Annotated in this window: 16 protein-coding genes and 1 tRNA gene; 6 read left to right on the forward strand and 11 right to left on the reverse strand. The window is 42.9% G+C overall.

Annotated features, from left to right (window positions below; translation table 11 throughout):
- Positions 1-136 precede the first annotated feature (136 nt).
- Complete coding sequence (locus H171_RS12225; RefSeq protein WP_100305405.1) at positions 137-3,886, reverse strand: phosphoribosylformylglycinamidine synthase; 3,750 nt, start codon at positions 3,884-3,886, stop codon at positions 137-139.
- Between the two features lie 309 nt (positions 3,887-4,195).
- Between H171_RS12225 and H171_RS12230 the strand changes: the two genes are divergently transcribed.
- Positions 4,196-4,513 carry a hypothetical protein gene (locus H171_RS12230; protein ID WP_100305406.1) on the forward strand — a complete coding sequence of 106 codons (318 nt, stop codon included), beginning with the start codon at positions 4,196-4,198 and terminating at the stop codon, positions 4,511-4,513.
- 79 nt (positions 4,514-4,592) lie between these two features.
- Here H171_RS12230 and H171_RS12235 read toward each other — a convergent pair whose 3' ends face one another.
- Complete coding sequence (locus tag H171_RS12235; RefSeq protein ID WP_100305407.1) at positions 4,593-5,204, reverse strand: histidine phosphatase family protein; 612 nt, start codon at positions 5,202-5,204, stop codon at positions 4,593-4,595.
- Positions 5,205-5,222: 18 nt separating this feature from the next.
- On the reverse strand, positions 5,223-5,831 hold the full coding sequence (locus H171_RS12240; protein ID WP_100305408.1) for a sigma-70 domain-containing protein: 609 nt from the start codon (positions 5,829-5,831) through the stop codon (positions 5,223-5,225).
- Between the two features lie 139 nt (positions 5,832-5,970).
- Between H171_RS12240 and H171_RS12245 the strand changes: the two genes are divergently transcribed.
- Entirely contained in the window at positions 5,971-6,846 is an 876-nt protein-coding gene (locus H171_RS12245; RefSeq protein ID WP_100305409.1) for a LysR family transcriptional regulator, read from the forward strand.
- A gap of 47 nt (positions 6,847-6,893) precedes the next feature.
- Here H171_RS12245 and H171_RS12250 read toward each other — a convergent pair whose 3' ends face one another.
- Both H171_RS12250 and H171_RS12255 read right to left on the reverse strand, forming a co-directional pair.
- Entirely contained in the window at positions 6,894-9,260 is a 2,367-nt protein-coding gene (locus H171_RS12250) for an ATP-dependent DNA helicase (RefSeq protein WP_242976947.1), read from the reverse strand.
- Between the two features lie 152 nt (positions 9,261-9,412).
- Positions 9,413-9,655, reverse strand: a complete 243-nt coding sequence (locus H171_RS12255) for an HPr family phosphocarrier protein (protein WP_025232174.1) — start codon at positions 9,653-9,655, stop codon at positions 9,413-9,415.
- 436 nt (positions 9,656-10,091) lie between these two features.
- Between H171_RS12255 and H171_RS12260 the strand changes: the two genes are divergently transcribed.
- Together H171_RS12260 and H171_RS12265 are read left to right on the forward strand one after the other, a co-directional pair.
- Positions 10,092-10,162, forward strand: a tRNA-Trp gene (locus tag H171_RS12260).
- Positions 10,163-10,332: 170 nt separating this feature from the next.
- Positions 10,333-10,617: a hypothetical protein gene (locus tag H171_RS12265; protein ID WP_100305411.1), complete on the forward strand. Its 285-nt coding sequence runs from the start codon at positions 10,333-10,335 to the stop codon at positions 10,615-10,617.
- Positions 10,618-10,872: 255 nt separating this feature from the next.
- On the opposite strand, the gene H171_RS12270 is transcribed toward H171_RS12265, so the two are convergent.
- Both H171_RS12270 and H171_RS12275 read right to left on the reverse strand, forming a co-directional pair.
- Positions 10,873-11,445, reverse strand: coding sequence for a vWA domain-containing protein (locus tag H171_RS12270; RefSeq protein ID WP_100305412.1), 573 nt, complete (start codon positions 11,443-11,445; stop codon positions 10,873-10,875).
- Between the two features lie 130 nt (positions 11,446-11,575).
- Positions 11,576-11,881 (reverse strand): hypothetical protein, encoded by a 306-nt coding sequence (locus tag H171_RS12275; protein ID WP_100305413.1) that lies wholly within the window; start codon positions 11,879-11,881, stop codon positions 11,576-11,578.
- A gap of 360 nt (positions 11,882-12,241) precedes the next feature.
- On the opposite strand from H171_RS12275, the gene H171_RS12280 reads away from it, so the two are divergent.
- The gene (locus H171_RS12280) at positions 12,242-12,604 is read left to right on the forward strand and encodes a BlaI/MecI/CopY family transcriptional regulator (RefSeq protein WP_100305414.1); all 363 of its coding nucleotides are present in this window, start codon (positions 12,242-12,244) and stop codon (positions 12,602-12,604) included.
- Positions 12,605-12,607: 3 nt separating this feature from the next.
- Complete coding sequence (locus H171_RS12285; protein ID WP_100305415.1) at positions 12,608-14,779, forward strand: M56 family metallopeptidase; 2,172 nt, start codon at positions 12,608-12,610, stop codon at positions 14,777-14,779.
- A 161-nt stretch (positions 14,780-14,940) separates the two neighbouring features.
- Here H171_RS12285 and H171_RS12290 read toward each other — a convergent pair whose 3' ends face one another.
- The 4 genes from H171_RS12290 to H171_RS12305 all read right to left on the reverse strand — a co-directional run bounded on the left by H171_RS12290 (position 14,941) and on the right by H171_RS12305 (position 19,276).
- Entirely contained in the window at positions 14,941-15,186 is a 246-nt protein-coding gene (locus H171_RS12290; RefSeq protein WP_100305416.1) for a hypothetical protein, read from the reverse strand.
- Positions 15,187-15,278: 92 nt separating this feature from the next.
- Positions 15,279-16,952 carry a S8 family peptidase gene (locus tag H171_RS12295; RefSeq protein WP_100305417.1) on the reverse strand — a complete coding sequence of 558 codons (1,674 nt, stop codon included), beginning with the start codon at positions 16,950-16,952 and terminating at the stop codon, positions 15,279-15,281.
- Positions 16,953-17,013: 61 nt separating this feature from the next.
- Positions 17,014-17,772, reverse strand: a complete 759-nt coding sequence (locus tag H171_RS12300) for a MurR/RpiR family transcriptional regulator (RefSeq protein ID WP_100305418.1) — start codon at positions 17,770-17,772, stop codon at positions 17,014-17,016.
- 154 nt (positions 17,773-17,926) lie between these two features.
- Entirely contained in the window at positions 17,927-19,276 is a 1,350-nt protein-coding gene (locus H171_RS12305) for a 6-phospho-alpha-glucosidase (RefSeq protein ID WP_100305419.1), read from the reverse strand.
- Positions 19,277-19,297 lie beyond the last annotated feature (21 nt).

Here is a 19,297-nt window from a genome sequence, read left to right on the forward strand (position 1 = left end):
TTAAAAAGCGTTACGATTTTAATCAGCTTAAAACAAAAGCGTTTCTTCCGTGGATGGCATCCACAGAAGAAACGCTTTTTGCTTTAAATTGTTGTAATTTTCATGAATATTTCTACATACAAGGAACTGCCTGGGCTCACTGGAAATATTTCACACCGGATTCAAAAATCTTCATATCCTGCTCACCGTAAATGTTCATGGCCACCGATTTGCCGCGGCGTTCGGAGTGAGCCATCTTGCCCAGGATACGCCCGTCAGGGCTTGTTATGCCCTCAACCGCCATGAAAGAACCGTTAGGATTCCAGCACTCATCCATGGTAGGGCATCCCTTGTCATCCACATATTGAGTTGCCACCTGTCCATTGTCAAACAGTCGTTTCATCCATTCCTCTCCTGCAACGAACCGTCCTTCTCCATGAGAAGCCGGATTGCAGTAAACGCCTCCTAATTCTGCCCCTGAAAGCCATGGCGACTTATTCGACACCACCTTTGTATAAACCATCTTCGAAACATGGCGGCCAATGGTATTCATCGCAAGCGTGGGGGAATCCTCCCGTTGCTCTGTGATCATTCCTTCCGGCACAAGCCCCAGCTTGATTAAAGCCTGGAAGCCATTGCAGATTCCTAACATCAGGCCATCTCTTTCATTTAACAGCTTTCCGATTTCCTCCTTGATCACCTGATTCCGGAATAGGTTGGCAAAAAACTTGGCAGAGCCATCGGGTTCGTCGCCTGCGGAAAATCCTCCGGGAAACATGACGATCTGGGCTTTGGATATTTCCCTGCGGTAAACTTCCACCGATTCCCTGATGTCCTGGGCCGTTAAATTCCGAAAGACCTTTGGCACCACATTGGCACCTGCTCTATGAAAAGCCCTTTCGCTGTCATACTCACAGTTTGTACCAGGGAACACCGGAATAAATACATTAGGCTTTGCAACCTTATTCCTGCAGATGTATATATCCTTTGTATCATAAAACTGCTCTGTAACAGGAGTCTTTCCTACCCCTGATACCGTTGGGAACACATTTTCAAGTGGTTTTGTCCATGCGTTCAGCGCCTCATCTATGGCAATGGCAGTACCGCCGTATTCAAACACGCCCTTATCAGTGACTTCACCAATGACGGTATAGGAGACAGTCAGTTCCTCAAGCCTTCCTTCCGGAACTTCACATACCACATCTCCCCAGCCGGCCTTAAAGAAATCTTTTGGATCTACGTTGTTACTGATCCTTATGCCCAACCGGTTTCCAAAGGCCATCTTGCTGACCGCCTCACAGATCCCATGGCTCTCTGCGGCATAGGCAGAAAGTATGCGTCCTGCGCAGATATCTTCAAACAATGCTTCATAGCCTTTCATGACCTGGCTGTATACAGGAAGATCATAGGAATCCTTTTCAATCCGGAATACTACAATCTTATTTCCCGCCTTCTTAAATTCCGGCGTTATAACATGCTTCCCTTCTGCAACATCCACAGCAAAGGAAACAAGGGTTGGCGGCACATCAACGTCACGAAAGGTGCCTGACATGCTGTCCTTTCCTCCGATGGAAGGAAGCCCAAATCCAATCTGGGCGCTGTATGCTCCAAGGAGGGCGGAAAAGGGCTGGCTCCACCGCGCCGGATCATCAGTCATCCTGCGGAAATATTCCTGGAAGGTAAAGCGGATTTTTTTGTAATCGCCGCCTGATGCCACGATTTTGGCAACAGAAGACAATACTGCATATACTGCGCCGTGATAAGGGCTCCAGCTTGACAAATAAGGATCAAAGCCGCAGCTCATCATAGTAACGGTATCCGTCGTTCCACGCAGCACCGGAAGCTTTGCCACCATGGTCTGAGTCTCTGTCAGCTGGTACCTGCCTCCATAAGGCATGAACACACTTCCAGCCCCAATGGAACCGTCAAACATTTCCACAAGCCCTTTCTGAGAGCAGACATTTAAGTCAGAAAGCAGCTTCAGCCAGGCTTCCCTGACATCTGCAATATCCTGTCTCATAAATGCGCCTGGTTCTCTGTCCGGGATTTCCACAACAACCGAGGCTTCCTGATGGGCTCCGTTGGTATCCAGGAAAGCCCGGCTGATGTCAACAATGGTTTTTCCTCTCCAATTCATCACAAGCCTAGGCTCTGACCTTACCTCTGCCACTACTACTGCTTCTAAGTTCTCCTCTGCCGCATAGGCCAGGAACCGGTCTGCATCTTTTGGATCAACCACAACAGCCATGCGTTCCTGAGACTCAGAGATGGCAATTTCCGTACCATCCAGTCCTGCGTATTTCTTCGGAACCTTATCTAAGTCGATCAGCAGGCCGTCTGCCAGTTCTCCTATGGCAACCGACACACCTCCTGCACCAAAGTCATTGCATTTCTTAATGAGCCTGCTCACTTCTTCCCTGCGGAACAAACGCTGTATCTTTCGTTCCGTGGGCGCGTTCCCCTTCTGGACCTCTGCTCCGCAAGTTTCAATGGAGGCTTCCGTATGGACCTTGGAGGAGCCGGTGGCCCCGCCGCAGCCGTCCCGTCCGGTACGCCCCCCAAGGAGAATGATTCGGTCTCCCGGATCCGAAGTCTCCCGGATGACATTTTTTCTTGGGGCAGCACCTATGACAGCGCCTATTTCCATTCTCTTTGCCACATAATCCGGATGGTAAATCTCCTTTACATAACCGGTTGCCAGTCCGATCTGGTTTCCGTAGGAGCTGTAGCCGTCTGCTGCTCCTGTCACGATCTTTCTCTGAGGAAGTTTTCCTTTTAATGTTTCGCTCAAAGGCCTTGTAGGGTCTGCTGCTCCTGTTACCCGCATGGCCTGATATACGTAAGTGCGGCCGGAAAGAGGGTCGCGGATCGCTCCTCCAAGGCAGGTGGCCGCACCGCCAAAGGGCTCAATCTCCGTAGGATGATTGTGGGTTTCATTTTTGAAATTCACCAGCCATTCCTCTTCTACACCGTCAATCAGAACCGGGACCACTATGCTGCAGGCGTTGATCTCATCGGATACTTCCAGATCCTCCACTTTTCCCTCCATACGAAGCTTTTTCATCGCCAGGAGAGCCAGATCCATAAGGCACACAAACTTACCGTCTTTTCCCTTTAAGACTACCTCCCGGTCTGCCAGATACTGTCTGTAAGTATCCTCAATGGGTATACGATAATCTCCCGAATGAAATGTCACATCCCTTAATTCCGTCTGGAAGGTAGTGTGGCGGCAGTGATCCGACCAATAGGTATCAAGGACCCTTATCTCTGTCATTGACGGGTCTCTTTGTTCTTCCTCTTTATAGTAATTCCGGATATGAAGAAAATCCTTAAACGTCATTGCCAGATTTAAGGACTCATATAATTCCATTAATGCATCTTCTGAAAGATCAGTAAAACCAGCAAAAATAATCACATCTTCAGGAGTCTCAAACATTGCAGCAAGAGTCTCCGGCTTTCTTTCCTCTGCTTCTCTGGAATCCACAGGGTTGATGCAAAAGGATTTGATGTCGGCAATCTGGGCTTCTGTAAGAACGCCGGAAATCACATAGGTGGTTGCGGACCGGATCACAGGCTCTTCATCTTCTTTTAACAGCCTGACGCACTGCACCGCGGAATCAGCCCGCTGGTCAAACTGGCCCGGCAAGTACTCTACGGTAAAAACCACATCCCCTTCCTCTTTTGGGAAATCCTCTTCATAAACCTCATCAACGGGAGGCTCAGAAAATACAGCAGTAAGAGCCAATCCATAGACTTCGTCGGACAGAGCCTCCACATCATAGCGGATCAGCACCCTCACACCGGTCACCGTATTGATACCAAGATAGCCTGCGATTTCTTCTCTTAATTCCATCGCCTTAACGGCATAGGCCGTTTTTTTCTCAACATATACTCTTCTTACACTCATATTTTCCTCCTTGCTAAAACTCCCCATGGTTTATCAGGACAGGAATTACCTGTTATTCTCTTGTATTAATCATACCACAAGTTATATAGATTAGAGAAATTAATATATCTTATGTTATTAATCAGTACAGTTAATATTATAGATGCCATCGACAGAGGAAAATCATAGCCAGCCATATATTTTATCTGGTCTCCTTCTCCTTCGACGTAATTTGACAAAATTCGACATTTTTTATAAAAATACTTGAAAATTTAAATAATTTGAACTATAGTAATAAAAGATTTTTTTTAATAAAGGAGTGCTAGATTTATGGATCTTCATCAGCAATTAAAGGACTTATCCCAAAAATATTCATTTGAAAACGCCCGCTTAAAGAAAGAGGAACAAAGTCCCTATCTGGAGGTATGCCTGCAGCTTCAAGAAGAACACATTGAAAAGTTCATTGAAAAGGCCGGGCAGCTTAACTCCATTGTGGAATCATGTGCCAACATGGTCAGCATCTTTGACGATTCCGCTCCAATGAAGGTTCTTATGCAGACCTCCCTGCGCTGTGCTGGAAGGGATATGCTTTATATCCGCACCACCCCTTCCATGGTGAAAATCCTCATAGAAACAATATTTGATTAAGTACTTGTCCAAGAGAAGCAAGGATGCCAAAAGGCTTCCTTGCTTCTTTTATACTTCCCCTCTTTAAAAGGGGCTTTTTTTATTCCTCCATATGGGAAGTATCGTTCATCTCCAACAGCATGAAATCTTCCGTCAGCGGACTGTAATTAACCGTTGTAATGCTTGCATTCTCCACAATAATGCTTTCTACCTCCGGATGATTGCGCATCATATAGGAGACAAGATAGGCGATGGTGGCGCCGTGGGATACAATGGCAACATCCTCTCTGCCCCCGGTGATCCTCAATATTTCCCTGACTGCCCATACACAGCGGCTTAAAACCTGGTCCTGGTTTTCCCCGCCTGGAGGGGACGCTTCATCAGGACATAACGCCCACCGTTTGTATTCCTCTGGATACGCTTCCATGATCTCATCCCACGTCATGCCTTCCCATTTGCCAAATTCCACTTCAATTAGCTGGGGCATGGAACAGATTTCCACCTTTTGCCTGCTTCTGACCCTTTCGGCTGTTTCCATAGCACGGGTTAAGGTGCTGGAAAAAATCCTGGAAACCGGGCGGGAATCCATGCCCTTTGCCAGCAGCTCCGCCTGCCTCCTGCCCGTTTCATTAAGGGGAATATCGTGGCTCCCCTGGATTTTTCCCTGGATGTTCCAGTCTGTCTGTCCGTGGCGTATCAGATATATCTTCATCTCATCTCTCCCAGTCTCTTATTCTTCATAATCGTAATCATCAGCCTCTTCATCCCCAGTGATTTCGATGCCCTCCACTCCTGCAAGGTCTTCTAAATCCATGGTTTCAGCATTCATGCTCATGGCATCCATTGCAATCTTCATAATTCCCTTTATTTCTTCCACGGTCATCTTCATCTTGTCAGCCAGTTCTTCTACTGTAGCCTCCCGTCCCAGTTCCTTTGCAAGAAGCTGGGATATCTGCTGAAGCACATTCACCCGGGCAGCCAGCTCTTCTCCTGTCTGTTTTGCAGACTGCTGTTCCTCCACAGCTGCATCAAGGGCTTCCTTGATTCTCAGGTTTTTAAAGCTCTCGAACTCCGGTTTGTCTTCCAACTGGACATACTCCTCCACTGCCATCATGAGAGCCATATTGGCTTCCTGAACCAGATCTGTTACAAGAACGCCCCTGCCGTCATATTCCCTTGCATATTCCAGGGCAGCCCGTAAATTTCCTTCAACAAGTCTTTTTTTCGCTTCTTTCCTGCCCTGTGCTGCTTCCTTTAAAAGGTCTTCCTGCTCCCCCCTGGTACAGGGAGGGATATGTCCCATCTCTTCCAGATACATCTGGTAAAAATCATCATGCATGCTCTTATATCACTCCTTTTTTTTCATATCCTGGCTTCTGTGCCCGTACTATACCGCACCCCAGGAAATTTGTCAAACGCCTTTACAAACCAATCAGATCCATGATAGAATATCCATATGTTTATAAGGAGGACTAATAATGGATATTAATTATGAACTTTATAAAGTCTTTTACCACGTTGCCACCACCTTAAGCTTCTCGGAGGCATCCAAACAGCTTTTTATCTCCCAGTCGGCGGTCAGCCAGTCCATCAAGGTGCTGGAGAAGAAGCTGAACCAGACCCTTTTCGTCCGGAGCACGAAAAAGGTGCAGCTTACTCCGGAAGGAGACATCCTCCTAAAGCACATAGAACCAGCCATAAATCTGATTCAAAAGGGAGAAAACCAGCTGCTGGAGGCCAATACCTTAAACGGCGGCCAGCTGCGGATCGGTGCAAGTGACACTATTTGCCGCTACTACCTTGTTCCATATTTAAATAAATTTCATAAAACCTACCCCAATGTACACATCAAGGTTACCAACCAGACTTCCATAGAATGCGCTCATCTTCTGGAAAGCGGACAGGTGGATTTTATCATCACCAATTTTCCCAACTCAGGGCTCTCAAGTTCCCAGAATACCCGGGTCATTAACGAATTCTCCGATGTATTTGTCGCCAATCAGGAATATTTTCCTTTGAAGGGACAGACCGTAAGCCTTGGGACTCTCCAGACCTATCCCATTCTGATGCTGGAAAGAAAAAGTACGACCAGTGAGTTCCTTCATCATATGTTTCAAAAGGAACAGCTTGATCTGGTCCCTGAAATCGAACTGAGCAGCAACGATCTTCTGATCGACTTAGCCCGCATCGGCCTTGGGATCGCATTTGTTCCGGATTTCTGCATCCCTGAGAATGACAGGGACTTATTCCAGGTCAAGCTTTCGGAAAAGCTTCCTACCCGTCAGATGGTCGTAGCTTATAATGAAAACTTACCCGTTTCCCAGGCTTCCAAACAGTTTATGGACATGCTTTAACCGGTAATGGCTGAATTTTTCTGCCGCCCCCTTTGGGGCGGCAGCTTTTACTTTCGCCCGGCCCAAAAGTTCTGGACCACTTCATCCACATTTTTTAGCTTCACTTCATAGTACCCGTCCCATTCCCTTGGAAACAGGGCCTGATAGTCTGGTTTTAAAAAACGCTCATCAAGCAATGCGATGACTCCCTCATCCCGGACCGTACGGATTACCCTTCCTGCTGCCTGCATGACCTTATTCATCCCCGGATACTGGTAAGCATAATCAAATCCGTTCTGCTCCCTGGAATCGAAATACCCCTTTAAGATCTCCTGTTCCGTACAGACCATGGGAAGTCCGGTACCAACGATGATAGCTCCGATCAGACGTCCTTCCTTTAAATCAATTCCTTCTGAAAATACGCCGCCCATGACGCAAAGAGCCACAAAAGAATCCTTCCGGTCCTCTGAAAATTCCTTTAAAAACTCCTCCCTCTCCTGCTCGCTCATGTGAGATGCCTGGGACATGTAAGTAAATTCCTGCTTCAGTTCTTCTGTTTCCTCAAGAATCCCCTCTACTGCCTTTAAATACTGGTATGACGGCAGAAACACCATATAGTTTCCTTTACGGGCTGAAACGATTCTTCGCATATAATACACTACCTTCTGGTATTCCCGGCGGTTTCTTCTGGTATAGCGGCTGCTGACATCAGAAGCGACAAGGAGAAGACGTTTCTCCTGATCAAAGGGAGACTGGGCATATACTGCATATTCTTCCTGGTCACCGCTTAGAAGCTCCTTATAATACCGCACCGGAAGCAATGTGGCAGAAAAGAACACGGTACTGTTCCCCTTGTCCAAACACTCTTTTAAGTTCTTCGCAGGATTTACGCAAAACAGCCTGAGCATAAAGCGTCCGTCTGACAAAAGCTCTGTATAGATCCGGTAATTCTCATCCAGACGGTCATAGATATTTAAAAGATCCCGCAGATTAAAATAGAAATCCAGAACCAGATCCCGGTCTTTAAATTCCTCACCGGTTTCCATAAACTTTTCCATTTCCCCGAAAAGGGTCATGACACCGGTCATAAAAAACCGGATGTCTTCCAGGATCTGAAACTCCTCACATTCCCGTTTCATTTCCAGAAGCTCTTTGTTGCACCTTTCCAGCATTCGGACAAGCTTTGGGCTCATGGATTTCAAAATCTTTTTAATAAGAAGAAAGTCCTCCTTATAGACAGTTGCGCTGTACATTTCCCTGGCTCTCGGAACAAGGTTATGGGCCTCATCCGTCAAAAACAGGTAATCTCCTGCGATGCCTTCGGAAAAATACCGTTTCAAACGGACATTAGGGTCAAATACGTAATTATAATCACAGATGATAGAATCCACCCAATTGCTGATATCCAGGCAGAATTCAAATGGGCATACCTGGTATTCCTCTGCATAGCGAAGGATCGTTTCTCTGGTGATTCCGGCCTCCTTGTGGATAATATTATAAACCGCATCCCCTACCCGGTCAAAATGGCCTTTGGCATAAGGACAGGCATCCGGGTTGCATTCCGGTTTTTCAAGGAAGCACAGTTTTTCCTTTGCCGTAATGGTCACTGAGTTTAAATAAAGCCCATGCTCCCGCAAAATATCAAAAGCTTCTTCCGCCACGCCTCTGGTTATGGTTTTTGCAGTCAGATAGAACAATTTATCTCCAAGCCCTTCCCCAATGGCCTTTATGGCCGGATAAACGGTGGAAAGAGTCTTTCCAATTCCAGTAGGTGCCTGGATAAAAAGATTCTTCTTTCTGGCAATACTCCGGTATACTGCTACCACAAGCTCCTTCTGCCCCTTCCGGTAGGGATAGGGAAAGGAAAGCTCCTTTATGGACTCATCTCTTCTTATTCCATGGTTATATAAATATCTTGCCCATTTAATGTACTCGTGAATCAGGCCCTGAAACCAGCGTTCCAGTTCCTCAAAGGATTTTTCCACTTTAAAACGACGTATCTCCTCTGTTTCAATGTTGCAGTAGGTCATCTGCATGACAGCCCCATTCAGCTCATGGTCATAACAATAAAAATACCCATAGCACATAGCCTGGGCTAAATGTACTTCAATAGGCTCAGATAAATAGGACAAATCCATATACATGCCTTTGATCTCATCGATGGTCACCCCTTCCGGTTTATCAATGATGCCATCGGCCCGCCCCTCTACCAGAATTTGAAACTGATCCACTTCTATCTCATGCTTTAACACCACTTCCGCCCGGTAGTCCGCTCCCATGCGTCGCTGGATCTTCCTGTGTATCCGGCTCCCTTCCTGCATGGCGGTCTTTTCAGCCCCGCCGGTCCGCCGGTTATCTAGGTCGCCGGAGCGCAGAACAAGCTCAACTAAATTCCTGACAGATATTTTCAGGACTTTTATCTCTGTCTCCTCCACTCCAGCTTCCCCTCCTTCCATTTCTTTCCCATTCTTTTCTTTTTTCAGTTATATGCAAAGAGTGTAAATCTATCTCAGAGCATTTTCCCATGAATTAAAAAAGGGAACTGCAGGCCATACGGCATACAATTCCCTCTTTCCGTTGCATCTGTTTATGCTGCTGAACATTTACCCGGAGCTTTCGCTGCCAGAAATGCCTCAAACTCTGCATCTTCCCCGTTAAATTCAACGGTCAAAACCTGTGTCAAATCTAAACTCAATACTCCTAATATAGACTTTGCGTCAATGGTTACTCTATTGTAATACACGTCTATGTCAAAATCACATTTAGCAGCAGCAGCAACAAAATTCTTCGCCTCGGCAACATTCGGCAACATAATCTTTAACTGTTTCATAATCACAACTCCTTTTTATAGTGAAGAAAAAGTTATAGATTATATATATCATGTTTGACATGATTTGTCAAATTATGTTTCATATACGATTATATAGCCCTTTTTTGTGCATATCCTGTAATTATCTCTGAGGGAAAGCTTTGTAGATAAGCATATTTTTGATGAGACAAGTTTTATTTTGGGAATGATTATCAATGTTACTTTTCATTCTAATTCAATTTCACGGTTTTATCTAATGATTTTCATATAAAACGCCAAACCAAGCCCATGAAATATGACTTTTGTCCATGGACTTCCTTTTCTATAATATTTTACCACAAACAGGGATTCAATAACAGCAGAATTAATTTTTTAATTTTCTAAAAAACTGTTGCAATTTAAAAACTTCTATGCTATACTCTCTAAGTGCTCAGGCAGAGATGTAACGCCAGCCCAAAGGGGAATAGTTCAATGGTAGAGCAACGGTCTCCAAAACCGTAAATGGGGGTTCGAGCCCCTCTTCCCCTGCTTTTGTTAAGCCTTAAATTCCTTTGTATCTATAAGGAGTTTGGGGTTTTTCCTTTTTTATCCGTTGAATACACTTGACTACACCTATATTTTAGAATGACATTTGAATCATATTATCCAGTTTCATTTTCAAGATTTGATAATTCATCATTTCTATATAAGGAGGCACTATGACACACTATATCATTGTAAAGTTTCTAGATACTGTTTCTAATAAAGAAGAATTAATCAACCAAATTAATGATCTTTTTTCACATGCAACTGAGATACCTGGAATCCAACAGGTTCAGACGTTTTCATCTTGTATTGACAGGGCAAACCGACATGATTTAATGATAAAAATGATTTTTGAACCGGACACTCTGAGCGTATGGGATTCATCAGAAATCCACAATAAATGGAAGGATGATTTCGGGAAATATCTTGCAGCCAAGACTATATTTGATTGCAATTAAAAAGTGTTACAATGACGCATTTCATTTCACCTAATTAAAATGAAATGCGTCTTTTCGTCTTTAAACTACAGTCATTATCAACAAATCAAGTGCATCTATTGCTTTGATATTTTCAAAATCTTGTGCTTCCCTAAATTTAGCACCAAAGAGCGGAACAATAGCTTTTCCAAAAGCGCAAAATTCATGCATCGCATTGAGTGCCATTGTATTCGCAGATCACTATGACCAAGCTTAGACATGTATTTCTTTCGATTTCTAAAAGTCATATTTATAATACCTTTTTACAAAGTTGGCCATCGGACTTTCACTATCATCTTGTATATAATCTAAATCATAATCATAGAAATATAAATATGCTATACTCCTTTTTTTATCAGATATGCCGATCATACCAAACGATTTTGGATATTCTGCTTGATAATTGTCATTTCCGTCTACAACTTTAAGATCGTAATTGTTTATTGAAAATTGATGCTCAGGGATATAATATTTATTTTCATCATAATCCGAAACCACTTTATGGTCTAGAAACTTATACTTTACTGTTAATTTTTCTTTTTCTTTTTGATATGTTTCTTCGTCATAGCTAACAACAAGCATAATTGTATCTGTCTCAAATAATATTATTGAAACGTGATTGTATTTGTATGATATATCTTGATATTTGGGTAATTCCTCAATTAGAGGCATAAAGCCTTTCGCATGTATATCAATTTTAGATCCGCTATTAAGATATTCCTTTTTTTCTGTTTTATTTGAATTACTAAAACCAATAAAACTTAATATTAATATAATCACAAGTGTTATGATAAATAAATATTTTTTCATATGTAATCATTACTCCTAACAATAAACCGGCTTATATTCACCAGGATAAATAGCTTCTGCTGTTTTGCGTTTAATTTCATTAAGCACTCTTCTGATACAGATCTAATTTTTTCTTTTCGTTTGTTTTTATCTAATTCTCTTCTATTCTTTTTGCCTCAAAAAACACCCCTTCATAATATACAAGCAAGGTAGTTTCATCTAATACATATAAGCAGGTTCCTATAAATTTACCTTCTGTCAAAGCAGTTACATGTGAAATTTCTTTTTCTTCAATTCCTAGTTTAGATGCCTGGATGCCGAAATCATCAGACATCTGGTCTACAGAGTAGGTTTCCTCCTGATAGTTTGTCTCTATGATATTCCCATTCCACGCATAAGTAGACTCCTGATAGCTTAACTTATTTCCAAGAGTAGCGTCTATTTCTTCCTGAGACATAGCGTAGACTGCGGCAGTTCCTTTGGTAATCTCCGTAAAAACCAGATTCTCCTATGATATCATCCTGATGTTTTGCCAGCCCTGAATTGTCAGTCTTTTTCTCCTTAACCTTCCTATATCCTTCTGGCAACTGATTCATATATGTCATTTTCTTTTAACTCCGCCAACTTAATTATAAAGCACCAGCTTAATAATACAACCAAATTTAATTTTTCTTTTTTATATTCATGCCAGCCAACGTTCATGCCAGATATCCCAAGTCTGGACACATCACTCCAAAATTCCTCTTGACAATCAGGTTTACTTAAAGTAAACTTCTCCTAAGGTTTACTAATAGTAGAGCAATGGGAGGATTGACATATGATTGATTATCGATTAGCGGAATCGGAATCGAGATTCGCCGACTTGATTTGGGAAAATGAGCCGATTAATTCAACAGAGCTTGTCCGGCTGTCAGAGGAAGTTATGAAATGGAAAAAATCTACCACATACACCATCCTGAAGAGGTTGTGCGACAGGGGAATTTTCAAAAACGAGTGTGCAGTCGTTACATCGGCGATAAGCCGGGATGAGTTTTTTGCGGGTCAGAGCCGCCGCTATATCGAGGATACGTTCGGCGGTAGTCTGCCACGTTTTCTCACGTCGTTCATAGGCGGAAAAAGATTATCCAGCAAGCAGGCGGAAGAACTTGTGCACCTAATTAACGAGCACAAGGGGGATTAAGATATGGATAGAATTTTTCTGTCAGTCCTCAATATGAGCATGACGGCAAGTTTTGTAATCGCCGCAATTATCTTAGCACGGATACCACTTAAAAAAGCACCGAAGATAATCTCCTATTCGCTGTGGGCAGTGGCTGGGTTCCGGCTCGTGTTCCCTTTTACTTTGGAGAGCGCGTTCAGTTTGCTGCCATTCAACTCCACACCTATCCCCCAGGACATCGCAATGCAAGCCGTTCCGCGCATTAACAGCGGGATAACCGTAATCGACAAAGCCGTAAGCGCAGCGTTGCCTGCCCCCACGCCCGTCACAAGCATAAACCCATTGCAGATATGGATTTTTATCGGTACTTGCATTTGGCTTTTAGGCATTGCAGTTCTGCTTATTTACAGTTTTATATCAATCGTTGTGTTAAAACGCAGACTTCGCGGCGCAACGCTTATCGAAGGTAATCTTTATGAAGCCGACAACCTCAAAACACCGCTTGTAATCGGGCTCTTCAAACCTAAAATCTACATTCCGGCAGGACTGACCGACGAGGAACATTGCTATATCGTCCTGCATGAACGGACGCACATCAGGCGTCACGACCACGCTGTTAAAATGTTCGCGTACCTAGTGCTTTGCCTGCATTGGTTCAATCCGCTGGCGTGGATGGCGTTTGTGCTGATGGGAGCGGATATGGAAATGTCCTGCGACGAATGCGTGATACGCAAACTTGGCGGGGAGATTAAAAGCGCTTATTCGTTGTCACTCGTCCGCGTGGCGTCAGGGCGTAAAATCTTAAATGGAAGTCCCCTTGCGTTCGGGGAGGGCGGTATGAAAGAGAGGATAAAGAACGTGCTGAATTTCAAAAAGCCATCAAGGGTGATTATTACACTTGCCATTTTGCTTGTGACGGTGATGAGCGCAGGGTTCGCGGTGAATCGCGCTACGGATAGAAGCATTTTAGATCTGATATTACCAATGTCTATGCACAACGTCGCGAAAGAGCCACATTTTAGAGGAACGGTAACCGAAGTGTACGATAATACCATCCTTGTGACCGTCGACGAGGGCGAGGAGGAGCGCAGGAGCAGCGACTTGATGAGTGTTTCTCTCAATGTGAAATTAAAAGATAGCATGACCCATTTTAATGTCGGTGATAAAGTTATTGTCTATTATAACGGTGAAATCGCGGAGTCCTATCCGGCGCAGATAAACACCGTTTACGCGATTGTTTTGACAAGCCCTGATATGAGTATCAATATGGATGGCATCTATGCGCTTTCCACAATGCGGACACCTTATGCAGGCGATAACAGCGCGGTCGGAAAAATTATAGGTGAGATGCCAAGAATTGACAGAGATTATACACAGCAGTTTTTTTCAATTGGTGACGATTACGGAACTGGCCGTGCGCCGAATACACTCACTATTTACTATGAACCTAACGATGCAGAAACGACCGCTATAGGGAATATAACGGTTACGCCTAAGAACTCCGCACTATTATTCCTGCTAATTGATAACCTTGAGGAAGTGAATATTGCTTTTCGTGAAACGCCGAGCGGCGGCAAACTCCACAAGGAGGATTACATTTCACGAGCAACGTACAGCAGGGATGATATATCTGGATATTTTGATACAATCGGACTTGGTTGGGAGGATTTTCAGAACAACTGGAACCGTTCCATTGAAAAGATGTTCTCATCGGTTGATGATGATGCACAACTTCATTCGTTGGTTAAAGAAACCGCACAAACACCTCCTCCTGCTTTTACCGACAGTGATTCTGCGTCTGGAAGCGCCTCAAATTTTACTGAACCAGGTACTAAACCGGGCATGGTAACGGAACCGGATATTGTTGACGGGAGTGTTATCAGAATTGTGGATTTCGAAATCGGAGATAGCTGCTCTTTGTATATCGAAGTTCTTGCTCCCAAAGGTAATTTTGCCGAAAATAGCGGCGAGACAAAATATGAAGTGGTCGGAAACACAAAATTGTTGCTCCCTGCTGACGTTCTGGTGAGCTACATTGATTATGAAAGCAGCACCGGTACAAACGGTAAAAAGCTTATCAGTTATTTGAATCAAGGTGGCAGTTCCTTTAAAGAACCGACAATTGCAAAGTTAATTGTCCATACTGATGAAAGCGGCAATAATATAACAGAACTGACAGAGGTTTATGAACCGTAATACAACTGTAATTTGAAAGCAAATTGATTATGTGGAGAATGCTGTACAAGAAGTTTCCATGGGGAGAGATCATTTTTACGGTCTTTCCCCTTGGTTTGTATTATTATACAGATAAAAAAATATGCCGAAAACCTTCATTATGAAGTTTCCCGGCATAAGATTCAGCTGCCCTGCTCAATTTCTGCTTTTGATATAAGTAATTCCTTTAATTCCCATAAGGACATGTTCTGCTCTTCAAGAATTGCTGAAACTTCTTTAAATTCTTCTAATTTAATTTCATCTTGTATTTGCTTCTCTTTTTCCTGAAGTTTTTTAATTGCAGCTTTATATTGTTCTATCGAATCCTGTGTATCTTTTAGTTCATCTCTAAGTTTTACGAGTGGTGATTTGCGAACTCCACGGGGCATAGTATCCCTCCTTTATATATGGAATAATAATAAATAAATTATACCACATATTACCATATCTAAAAGTGGATAATAATGGTAGTTCTTTCTCCTTAAGTCCTCGTAAGCCGTTCAAACAGAGTATTAATATCAATCTGACCATATCCCCATACAATATTAGGATAGGTGGTTGTACTAGGGCGCCGCGCTCCGCGAATAAGCAGACGGTTCACATCGATTCCCGTAATATTTGTATAATTTCCTCTAGAAACTGCCCATTCAAAGACCATAGCGATAATACCCGCCGCATGGGCTGCGGCTGTTCCGCTTCCTGTGATACTTCCGTACTGGTTTCCCGGAACTGCACAGGTAAGCTGGTATCCCGGAGCCGCGATATCTGGCTTCATAAACCCTGTCCTTGTATAGCCTCTTCCTGACTCCGGCAGTATGCTGTTATTGAATTGATTGTAAGCGGTGACGGTAAGAGGGCTGGTTGCATTTCCTGGAGAAGTTATGGTTGTATTCGGGTCAGAATATAAAAAAAAGGTCTCTTCTGAGATCAGATCTGCCGATGGCAGCCATGCATGAAAAGAAAATGGCCCATTGTCAAGATTTTTTACCCGAATCGTCCAGTTTCCCGGAATGGGATCCTGAAAACGCAACAATATGAGCTGGTCTCCGGTCTCTTCTTCAAAAATATAATTATTGATCCATACGACGCTTGGGATAAATATTCCTGGAAATCTTCTGCATACCCCCAGTGAAGGGTGCACCTCCATTGTACTCTCCCTATTTGGAGCGATTATTTCAATAGACAGCCTTGCCGGAATAAGAGGCCATAGCTCAATGGCAAAAAGCTTGTCATTTCCTCCGACTCTTAATTCAAAATCATTTTGAAATGGTACCGCAGTCGTACTGTTATAATAGTGCCTGTGCTTGTTGGCTTCGTTGCCAGCAGAAATCGTTATCCCGATGTTAGGCTGCTGAACCAGATAATTGGTAATAAAGCTGGTGGCCCCCCGTCCGTCATGGCTTGACTGACTCGTGCCCATTGCAATGCATATGACAATCGGACGGTTCAGCCTCTGGGCTATTGAAGTCACATAAGCAATCCCAATAATTAAATCTGTTTCCTGATAGCATTCAATGTCTTCAGGAACAAAAAAGATCTTCTTCAAACTGTTTTTTGCCTGCTTTAGCTTTACAATCACCAGATCAGATTCCGGAACAACGCCGCTGAATGAGTACTCCGGGCTGGATTTCCCTGCTATAATACTTGCAATTGCGGTCCCATGACCATTGGTATCCACAGAAGGTACTATGGATAAAGGATCATCCGATTTTAATGCAACATTAATATGCTCCCTGGTATATTCCGTACCATATGTAAATCCATCCGGAGGCGAGCCTTCCTGTATGGTTTGATCCCATAGGGAAAGAATCCGGGTCGTCCCGTCATGATACGTAAATGCCTGATGCTGGTAATCTATTCCGGTATCTAAGACTGCCACAATAATTCCCCGCCCAAATAGGGCCATATGGGGATTTCTCTGAACCGTTCCGACACCAGATCTTTCAAGGCTTACCGTAGAACTTAAGGTAGCGATGGAAGGAAATGCATTATAAGGATGAATTCCTAAATCACAAGGATCCTTAGGATTATTGGGAACATGGGCTAAAGAATTTCTTATATTCATATGCGTAATATTATCTCCGGTATCATAGTACGGAATCATGATGTTACTAATTATTAGGTCGTAATAATTATCGTCTAATATTTTATTCATGATCGGTTCTCCTCACTACTGCAATGGCGCATATGATATAATTTATGCAGTGAGAGTTCTGTTAAGAATTGACATTTATCACCTCAATGTAACTTAAAAACACATACTCAATTACAGTTAAAAAATTAACAAAAGAATTGTGATATAGATGTTCCCCAATCTTAACAGGACTGCTGACAGCATACAAGCTATAATCACTCATGCCCGCCAACAAATTACTTTGAAGATTTGTAATAGAAACTATCTTCACTTTCTTCAAATGAAGCAATTGCAAAGTATCCTTTATTTTCTGCACATTCCCGGACAAAGAAATCACAATTACTAAATCATCAGGCCCCAGATTCTTTGACAGCATACAAAGCTCATCACTTGCGCCTGCATGATAGATATATTTATTCATCTGCATAAACAATCGCTGCATTTCCATTGCACAATGGCGCTGGGCCTGTCCCGTTCCATAAACAACAACATTTTGGGACTTATGAATTTCCTTTGCGATGACGGTCAGATTCGCAGAGGATTCTATCTGCTGGCACGTATTTAAGAAATCGCCTCTTATGTCTGATTTGATATCCTTATCAATCCCTTTTACGTGTTCTTTCTTTTCCCATTTCAGATAGCTCTTAAATTCACTGTATCCGGAAAACCCTAATTTCTGGGTTAATCTTAAAATCGTGCTTTTCGATGTATTGCATTCGGTTGCCAGGTCTTCAATACTCATTTCAGAAATTTTATATACAATCGACAGGATAATAGAAAGGCTTTGAATGTCTGATTCATTTAATTTATCATAATTTTTATTAATTGCTTCAATCAGCATGATGCCACCTCAATTTCTTATTTCTTTCATAGTATCATATCCCGGGCAAAAAATATACCATCGATATCCGGCTCTGACATAAGAAAAATGACAGATAAGATTCTGTCATTTTCCAATAAACGATATAAACTAATCCCTCTTTTACAATTTCGACTTACTTCAGTTCCGGCCAATATTCCTTATTTGCTTTATATAAATCATCTAAAATTTGTTTTGCAACCGTAACACTTGGAACCGTTTTGGACAGCGCAATCGCCTGCCATAATTTCTGATAAGAACCTTCCATCCATGCATCTACCACCAGCTTTTCAACTGCTGCCTGCTCTTCCATCAGACCTTTCTGGAAGGTAGGTATGGTACCAACGGACAAAGGCTGAGGTCCTGAAGAGGTCACCAGACATGGAACTTCTACCATTGCTGATTTGTCAAAGTTTTCAATAACTCCATTGTTTTCAACAATCAGAAGCATTCTGGCATAAGTATTGAACTTTAATGCCGTTGCCAGATCCACAATATAGGAAGCATGTTCATCCAAAGATAATTCATCGCCTTCAAACGCATTATTCTTAACAATCTCGCGGCACGCGGTGAAAACCTCTTTTTCCCTTGTATCCATGACCTGGTTTGCTCTAGTATAATTTTTATCTGAATGTTTTACAACAGTATCCGGTAAAAGATAATACTTCAAATACGTATTTGGCAGAGTATCCGGATCAATCGCATAAATATCTTTTGCCATACGGTAGGTTTCATTCCAGCTGGAATCTCCATGCTGCTTTGCCTCATCTGCATCTGAAGGAATAAAATATCCCATTTCTTTCACATGTTTTTTCAACTCCGGCATCAGGTCTTTTCCATCCTTGCTTCTTACGCCATACCACCAGCCAAAATGATTGAGTCCATAGTATTGAGTTATAATATCACTTCGTTTTTCATAGCCTAAAATCTTTAGCATATTATTTTCAATGCTGATGGGCATATCACAAATATTAAGTATCTTTGATTTCGGCCTCAGTCTTCTGGTGGCTTCTGCTACAATAGCAGCCGGATTGGAATAGTTTAGCAGCCATGCATCCGGCGAATACTTTTCCATGTAATCAACCAATTCTAAAACACCCTGAATGGAGCGCATTCCATATGCAATTCCGCCGGGACCGCATGTTTCCTGGCCGACAACCCCGTATTTCAGAGGAATTTTTTCATCAAGCTCCCGCATTTTGTATTTACCAACACGAATGTGTGCCATAACAAAGTCAACATCCGTGAATGCTTCCTCAGGATCACAGGTTGCCAGAAACTCAATTTCCGGATGCTTCTTATGAATCATGATCTCACATGCATCTGCAATTACCTTCTGCCTTTGTGGGTCATTATCATAAAACTTAATCTTTCTTAAGGGAAAGCGGTCTAAATGTTCCAATAACATGAGTATAATTCCCGGGGTGTAGGTACTTCCTCCGCCGGCAATAACAACTGAACTTTTTTCTAAATCTGTATTTAACATATTATCCACCTCTTATATTCA

This window comes from [Clostridium] celerecrescens 18A (genome assembly GCF_002797975.1).
Lineage (GTDB): Bacteria > Bacillota > Clostridia > Lachnospirales > Lachnospiraceae > Lacrimispora > Lacrimispora celerecrescens.

Bases quoted from the DNA above. Each gene is read 5' to 3' on its own strand.
- H171_RS12230 (WP_100305406.1), top strand. From the start codon at position 4,196: ATGGATCTTCATCAGCAATTAAAGGACTTATCCCAAAAATATTCATTT.
- H171_RS12270 (WP_100305412.1), bottom strand. From the start codon at position 11,445: ATGAAAAAATATTTATTTATCATAACACTTGTGATTATATTAATATTA.
- H171_RS12255 (WP_025232174.1), bottom strand. From the start codon at position 9,655: ATGAAACAGTTAAAGATTATGTTGCCGAATGTTGCCGAGGCGAAGAAT.
- H171_RS12235 (WP_100305407.1), bottom strand. From the start codon at position 5,204: ATGAAGATATATCTGATACGCCACGGACAGACAGACTGGAACATCCAG.
- H171_RS12225 (WP_100305405.1), bottom strand. From the start codon at position 3,886: ATGAGTGTAAGAAGAGTATATGTTGAGAAAAAAACGGCCTATGCCGTT.
- H171_RS12300 (WP_100305418.1), bottom strand. From the start codon at position 17,772: ATGCTGATTGAAGCAATTAATAAAAATTATGATAAATTAAATGAATCA.
- H171_RS12280 (WP_100305414.1), top strand. From the start codon at position 12,242: ATGATTGATTATCGATTAGCGGAATCGGAATCGAGATTCGCCGACTTG.
- H171_RS12265 (WP_100305411.1), top strand. From the start codon at position 10,333: ATGACACACTATATCATTGTAAAGTTTCTAGATACTGTTTCTAATAAA.
- H171_RS12275 (WP_100305413.1), bottom strand. From the start codon at position 11,881: ATGTCTCAGGAAGAAATAGACGCTACTCTTGGAAATAAGTTAAGCTAT.
- H171_RS12290 (WP_100305416.1), bottom strand. From the start codon at position 15,186: ATGCCCCGTGGAGTTCGCAAATCACCACTCGTAAAACTTAGAGATGAA.
- H171_RS12295 (WP_100305417.1), bottom strand. From the start codon at position 16,952: ATGAATAAAATATTAGACGATAATTATTACGACCTAATAATTAGTAAC.
- H171_RS12240 (WP_100305408.1), bottom strand. From the start codon at position 5,831: ATGCATGATGATTTTTACCAGATGTATCTGGAAGAGATGGGACATATC.
- H171_RS12245 (WP_100305409.1), top strand. From the start codon at position 5,971: ATGGATATTAATTATGAACTTTATAAAGTCTTTTACCACGTTGCCACC.
- H171_RS12305 (WP_100305419.1), bottom strand. From the start codon at position 19,276: ATGTTAAATACAGATTTAGAAAAAAGTTCAGTTGTTATTGCCGGCGGA.
- H171_RS12285 (WP_100305415.1), top strand. From the start codon at position 12,608: ATGGATAGAATTTTTCTGTCAGTCCTCAATATGAGCATGACGGCAAGT.